4 protein-coding genes and 1 pseudogene are annotated in these 4023 nt (G+C 35.0%); all 5 read left to right on the forward strand.

Annotation, left to right across the window (positions count from 1 at the left end; genetic code table 11):
• Positions 1 to 161: 161 nt before the first annotated feature.
• The gene (locus AFK68_RS36395; RefSeq protein WP_168186357.1) at positions 162 to 335 is read left to right on the forward strand and encodes a hypothetical protein; all 174 of its coding nucleotides are present in this window, start codon (positions 162 to 164) and stop codon (positions 333 to 335) included.
• 717 nt (positions 336 to 1052) lie between these two features.
• On the forward strand, positions 1053 to 2390 hold the full coding sequence (locus AFK68_RS07215) for an MFS transporter (protein WP_094672172.1): 1338 nt from the start codon (positions 1053 to 1055) through the stop codon (positions 2388 to 2390).
• A gap of 326 nt (positions 2391 to 2716) precedes the next feature.
• A partial coding sequence (locus tag AFK68_RS07220) for a class II aldolase/adducin family protein (protein WP_143437654.1) occupies positions 2717 to 3260 on the forward strand: 544 nt, incomplete at its 3' end.
• Position 3261: 1 nt separating this feature from the next.
• Positions 3262 to 3735, forward strand: coding sequence for a class II aldolase/adducin family protein (locus AFK68_RS07225; RefSeq protein WP_371357270.1), 474 nt, complete (start codon positions 3262 to 3264; stop codon positions 3733 to 3735).
• A 76-nt stretch (positions 3736 to 3811) separates the two neighbouring features.
• A pseudogene (locus AFK68_RS07230) lies at positions 3812 to 4023 on the forward strand (TauD/TfdA family dioxygenase); the annotation flags it as partial.

Raw genomic sequence — 4023 nt, forward strand, 5'->3', positions numbered from 1 at the left:
AGCTAACTTAGTGAAAATTTGCCAAGAGAAAATTCTGTTCAAATTTTAGTATTAGATATCTCCAATAACAAAAAATCAAATCAATTATCTTACAGAAATCATCCAATATTTTTCCCGAATCCCTACTTCCTACTCCCTGCTGGAGCTAACTTAGTGAAAATTTGCCAAGAGAAAATTCTGTTCAAATTTTAGTATTAAACCTATCCAATAATAAAAAATCAAATCAATTATCTTACAGAAATCATCCAATATTTTTCCCGAATCCCTACTCCCTACTCCCTGCTGGAGCTAACTTAGTGAAAATTTGCCAAGAACAAATTCGCCTCAAATTTTAGTATTAGATATCTCCAATAACAAAAAATCAAATCAATTATCTTACAGAAATCATCCAATATTTTTCCCGACTCCCTATTCCCTACTCCCTGCTTTATTTAATTTTATCTAATTTTTTTGTGTCGTTTGCAACAATATTTCTTAGGTTCCTTTCAGGAATAGAATTACAGAAAATATTTTATAAAAATAAAGTATAAAAATATTAAGACAATCTAATCTTTGAGTCATTTCCATAAGAGGTAGTTACAGTAAATAGAGGTACTTTCTGATTAATAACCAAAAATTATCCGTTGTATTTAGTTATTAATTTTAGAGACTAATTTAACAGGGTATATTTACTGAGTAACTACTAAAAAATTAATTCGAGCTGGCAAAAATGAAATTGTTTAATAGCCATAGCATTTTTCAATAAGTTCAAGAGACAAAACAAAATTATTACGGCTTAATATATACCTGGATTAATACATNTCCGAAAAGTATATTTACTGAGTAACTACTAAAAAATTAATTCGAGCTGGCAAAAATGAAATTGTTTAATAGCCATAGCATTTTTCAATAAGTTCAAGAGACAAAACAAAATTATTACGGCTTAATATATACCTGGATTAATACATACTGAGTATTTTAAAATCACCATACTCAAGTTATAATAAGTATTATTAAGCAAACTCAATAAATGCCATTCGACTCTATTTCCATTCATCTAGCAACTCAAGGTTATGCAAACATTCATATTTATATGGTTGGGTCAAGTTTTTTCCCTATTAGGTTCTAGTCTGAGTGAATTTGCTCTAGCAGTATGGGTATATCAAACAACAGGTTCAATTACCCATTATGCCCTATTATCTTTATTCATTCATCTACCTAGTATCTTTATTTCACCATTTGCTGGTGCAATGGTAGATCGCTGGAGTCGCCGTCGGGCAATGATTGTCAGTGACTCAATTACTGGGGTAACAGCATTAGGAATAATGTTCTTAGTCTTCTCTGGGCAACTGCAAGTTTGGCATATCTATGTAGCAGTAGGTATTAGTTCTGTCTGTAACGCTTTCCAATGGCCAGCTTATATATCTGCAATCTCTCAACTTGTACCTCCACAACACTTGAGTCGGGCGAATGGCATGGTACAAGGTGCAATAGCAACAGCAAGAATTCTTGGTCCAAGTATAGCTGGATTATTGATAATTAAAATTCATCTTCACGGGATATTATTAATAGACTTTAGTACCTATCTCCTGGCATTTTTCACTCTGTTAATTGTCAAATTCCCTAGAAGGCAACAGCAAAATATTAGACGGACAGTAAGTATTGAAGAGTTATGGCAAGAAGTTGTTTCAGGGTGGAATTATATAGTAGTCCGTTCTGGTTTGCGCAAGTTGACAATATTCTTTGGAGTTATCTATTTAAGTGCAGGAGTATTGCAAGTTTTATTCTTACCAATGATTTTAAGTTTTGCCTCAGAAAAAGAACTAGGAATAGTAATGTCTTTTAGTGGCATTGGAATGTTATTAGGCAGTGTCATCGTAAGTTTATGGGGATGTTCTAAACGAAGAATAGAAGCTATTTTAGTTTTTGTATTTATCCAGGGATTATGTTTATGTCTGGGAGGATTAAAACCTGCTGTAATTTTGGCTGCAATTGGTGGTTTTGGTTATTTATTTTCGAGGGCAATTGTTGTTAGCTTGAATCATACTATTTGGCAACAGAAAGTACCTCAAGATTTACAAGGGCGAGTTTTTGCTTTGCAGAATATGATGGAAAAGTTTTTGTTAGTAATTACCCATCTAAGTGCAGCACCTTTAGTAGAGTTTATGTTTAAACCTTTGATGAGTGAAAATGGAATTTTGGCAAGTAGTGTGGGCAGAATAATAGGAGTAGGAGATGGTAGAGGAATGGCTTTGTTATTTGTATTGATGGGTCTATTGAATATGGGAGCAGTATTAGTTGCCTATCGTACTCCAGAATTACGACGAGTGGAGAGAGAGTTACCTAATGCTGATAGGTTTCAAATGAATAACACTGAGACTGATAATACTGAACAAACTGTATTGATGTAGTTCATTAATGGATAATGGATAATGGATAATTGATAATGGATAATGGATAATTGATAATTGATAATTACCCCTGGTTAAAACCGTACTTGATTGAATATAAGGAATGCTCCGCAAACGACCGCTTTTTCTCTTGAAATAGAAGGCAATAAAGCCGAATTGATTAATTATCAATTATCCATTGGTAAAGAGTTGATCGAGCTTTTCTAAAACCCTTTTAGGGATGTTTTACATGGAACGTCCCTAGATTTTTTCTTGATAGGGAGTGTGGGGAATCAAATTTATCAATTATCCTTGAAAGTCAATTAACGTTGTAGCAAGATAAAAAAATGACTCAAAGCCAAAATCAAACATCTCAGAAAAATCTTCGAGAAATACAGGAAAAAAACTTTTTTCAAGAGTTGAAATTTGATAGTTTAGAAGATGAACGTCGCCACTGTCAACAACGACTAGCAGCAGCATTTCGTCTATTTGCTCGTTATGGATTTGACGAAGGAGTGGCAGGACATATCACAGTGCGTGACCCTGAATTTTCAGACCATTTTTGGGTTAATCCTTTGGGGATGTACTTTGGTCATATTCGAGTTTCAGATTTATTGTTGGTCAACCACAAGGGTGAAGTAGTCAAAGGAAGTAAACCTGTCAACCAAGCAGCTTTTGCCATTCATTCCCAAATTCATTCTGCACGGCCTGATGTGGATGCTGCAGCTCATGCTCATTCTCTCTATGGCAAAACTTGGTCAACTCTGGGACGCATTCTTGACCCCCTAACTCAGGATGCTTGTGCTTTCTATGAAGACCATGCCTTGTTTGATGATTATACAGGAGTTGTACTCAACCTAGATGAAGGTAAGCGCATTGCTGCTACCCTTGNATTCATTCCCAAATTCATTCTGCACGGCCTGATGTGGATGCTGCAGCTCATGCTCATTCTCTCTATGGCAAAACTTGGTCAACTCTGGGACGCATTCTTGACCCCCTAACTCAGGATGCTTGTGCTTTCTATGAAGACCATGCCTTGTTTGATGATTATACAGGAGTTGTACTCAACCTAGATGAAGGTAAGCGCATTGCTGCTACCCTTGGAGACAAAAAGGCATTAATTCTGAGAAATCATGGTTTACTTACGGTTGGTCATTCAGTAGATGAGGCAGCTTGGTGGTTTATTACAATGGATCGCTCCTGTCAGGCCCAACTTATGGCTGAAGCGGCAGGAAAACCAATTTTAATTGACCATGAGATAGCTCGTTTAACCCATAGTCAGGTTGGTTTCCATCAATTCGGTTGGTTTAGTTTCCAGTCTCTCTACGAAATGATTGTGCGTCAGCAACCAGACTTACTTGAGTAAGATTATTTTCTCTTAATAAATGCGAATAATGCCAATTTAAAATTCCGAAAGTCTCAGAAATAATTAGAAGATAAATATGTTGACAAATAAAAAGATAGAGATACAATCTTTCCCAGAAAAAGTAGGCAGGAAAATTATTAATACAAAGAATATAAGTCTTTTAGAAATTGACAAAGAAGAAATTATTAAACTGTTTAAAAATTATGGATTTTTGCTCTTTAGAGGTTTTGAAAGTAATGTTGATACTTTTGCAGAGTTTAGTAACTCATTGAGTACCGATTTTATGGA

This window comes from Hydrocoleum sp. CS-953 (assembly GCF_002260545.1).
Lineage (GTDB): Bacteria > Cyanobacteriota > Cyanobacteriia > Cyanobacteriales > Microcoleaceae > Trichodesmium.

Coding starts and splice junctions, on each gene's coding strand:
- AFK68_RS07215 (WP_094672172.1), top strand. CDS start 1,053: ATGCAAACATTCATATTTATATGGTTGGGTCAAGTTTTTTCCCTATTA.